This is a genomic window from Planctomycetota bacterium (assembly GCA_026387035.1).
GTDB lineage: Bacteria > Planctomycetota > Phycisphaerae > FEN-1346 > FEN-1346 > JAPLMM01.
Map to the genome: position 1 here is coordinate 1 of JAPLMM010000301.1, position 2,276 is coordinate 2,276.

Annotated in this window: 2 protein-coding genes; both read left to right on the top strand. The window is 64.3% G+C overall.

Translation table 11 applies throughout. The features are described from left to right. Nucleotides 1–705, top strand: a 705-nt coding sequence (gene carB, locus NTX40_11395) for a carbamoyl phosphate synthase large subunit (GenBank protein MCX5649679.1), incomplete at its 5' end; no start/stop codon positions are given. Nucleotides 706–1,067: 362 nt separating this feature from the next. Then, a partial coding sequence (locus NTX40_11400) for a PAS domain S-box protein (GenBank protein MCX5649680.1) occupies nucleotides 1,068–2,276 on the top strand: 1,209 nt, incomplete at its 3' end.

The window sequence follows — 2,276 nt, forward strand, 5'->3', positions numbered from 1 at the left end:
GCGTCGCGGACGGTGCCGTTCGTCGCCAAGGCGACGGGCGTCCCCTGGGCAAAGGTGGCGACGAAGGTCATTATGGGCCGGCGGCTGGAGGACCTGGGCGTGACGAAGGAGGTCCGCCCGAAATACTGGTCCGTCAAGACGCCGGTGTTTCCGTGGTCGCGGTTCCCCGGGGTGGACCCGGTGCTGGGGCCGGAGATGAAATCGACGGGCGAGGTGATGGGGGTGGACGCGAAGTTCGGGGCGGCGTTCGCGAAGAGCCAGATCGCAGCCGGGAACCCCTTGAGGGCGTCGGGCAAGGTGTTCATCAGCGTGAACGACCGGGACAAGCGGAACATCATTTCGATCGCCAAAAGGCTCTCCGGGCTGGGATTCGCCCTGGTGGCGACGAGCGGAACGGCCGCGGTCCTCCGCACGAGCGGCCTGGAGGTCGAGGAATTGCCGAAGGTCCAGGAAGGGTCGAGGCCGAACGTCATCGACCTCATGAAAAACGGGGAAGTGGCCTTCCTGGTGAATACGCCGAGCGGGCGGACCTATCGGCCGGACGAGGTCTCGATCCGTGCGGCGGCGGTCCGCCTGGGCGTGCCGCTCGTGACGACGCTGAGCGGCGCCGGCGCGCTGACCGTCGGGCTGGAAGAGTTGGCGCGCGGACCGCTCGGGGTCCGGTCGCTGCAGGACTATCACCGGGACCTGGCGGCGGCGAGGTGACGCCCGGCCCGGCCGCGGGGTCGGCGTGCGACGCTCCTCCCGGCGCCGCCTGTATCTCGAAGGGTGTGACTAGATTTTCTGGCGAACGTTAGTTCTTTGTAGCGCGGGGGTTTACCCCCCGCGCAAAACGCCCTATATCCCAAGGCCGCGGGGGATGAACCCCCGCGCTACACTGGCGAGATAGCGCCAACCTTCGGAAACGGGTCATGCCAGAAAATCCTGGCACACCCTATCTCGAACATCTCGCCAGAAAAGACTTGTCGTGCGCTGCGACTTCGGGTAGTCTGACGGACGTCATATCGCATGAGGACGGAGGGGTGGGTGTTTACACCGCTTTCTCTGGCGGTAACAGGGGGCGCAGCGTGGCTGCGAAGCCGTCCTCAAAGGCGAAGTCCGCCGGCAGGAAGACTCCCAAGGCGCCTCCGAAGTCCCGTGCCGCCGGCAAGAAGCGCCGAGGCAAGGCCGCCGCAGCCGCCCATCTCCGCCAGACCGTCAGCACCGAGAGCAAGATCGCTCGGGACCGCATAGAACTTGCGGCAGAGGTGCTTCAGATCCTCAATCAGCCCAACGACTTGGAGTCGGCTATCGGTGAGATTCTCCTGGTGGTGAAGGGGCGCCTTGGTTTCGACGCGGTCGGGATTCGTCTGAGCCAGGACGGGGATTTCCCCTATTTCGTCCAGGACGGTTTCTCCGACGCCTTTGTGATGAAAGAGAATAGTCTCTGTTTGCGGGATGAGGAAGGCCGGCTCATCCGCGACCCCGCCGGCAACCCGCTGCTGGAGTGCATGTGCGGAACCGTCCTGTCGGGGCGGACCGACCCGAACAAGCCTTTCTTCACGGAGGCGGGGAGTTTTTGGACCAACAGCACGACCGACCTGCTCGCCTCCACGTCGGAAAAGGATCGCCAGGGCCGCACCCGCAACCGCTGCAACCGCGAAGGCTACGAGTCCGTGGCCTTGGTTCCGCTACGGTCCGGAAACGAGATCATCGGCCTCCTGCAACTGAACGACCACCGACGCGGGCTTCTCTCGGTTGAACTCGTCCGGTTTCTGGAGAGATTGGGCGCCAGCATCGGCATCGCCGTCCGGCGGCAGCGGGCGGCGCACGTCCTGGCCGAGAGCGAGGAGAAGTACCGGATCCTGTTCCAGACGATGGCGCAAGGAGTGGTCTACCAGTCCGCAGACGGCAAGATAATCTCTGCCAATCCTGCTGCCGTGCGAATTCTGGGATTGACGCTTGACCAGATGCAGGGCCGCACTTCGATAGACCCGCGGTGGCGTGCGATTCACGAAGATGGCTCCGATTTTCCCGGCCAGACGCATCCTGCGATGGTTGCCCTGCAAACGGGCCGGGAAGTGCGCGATGTGGTAATGGGCGTCTATAACCCGCGGGCGGAATCGCATGTTTGGATCAACGTCAACGCCGTGCCGAAAATTGAGCCGGGCGATGATAAGCCCTGTCAGGTCTACACCACGTTTGACGACATCACCGGGCGCAAGCAGGCCGAGGAGGAGATGCGCCGGTTTGCGGCACTTCCTCTACAGAACCCGAATCCCGTCCTGGCCATGAGC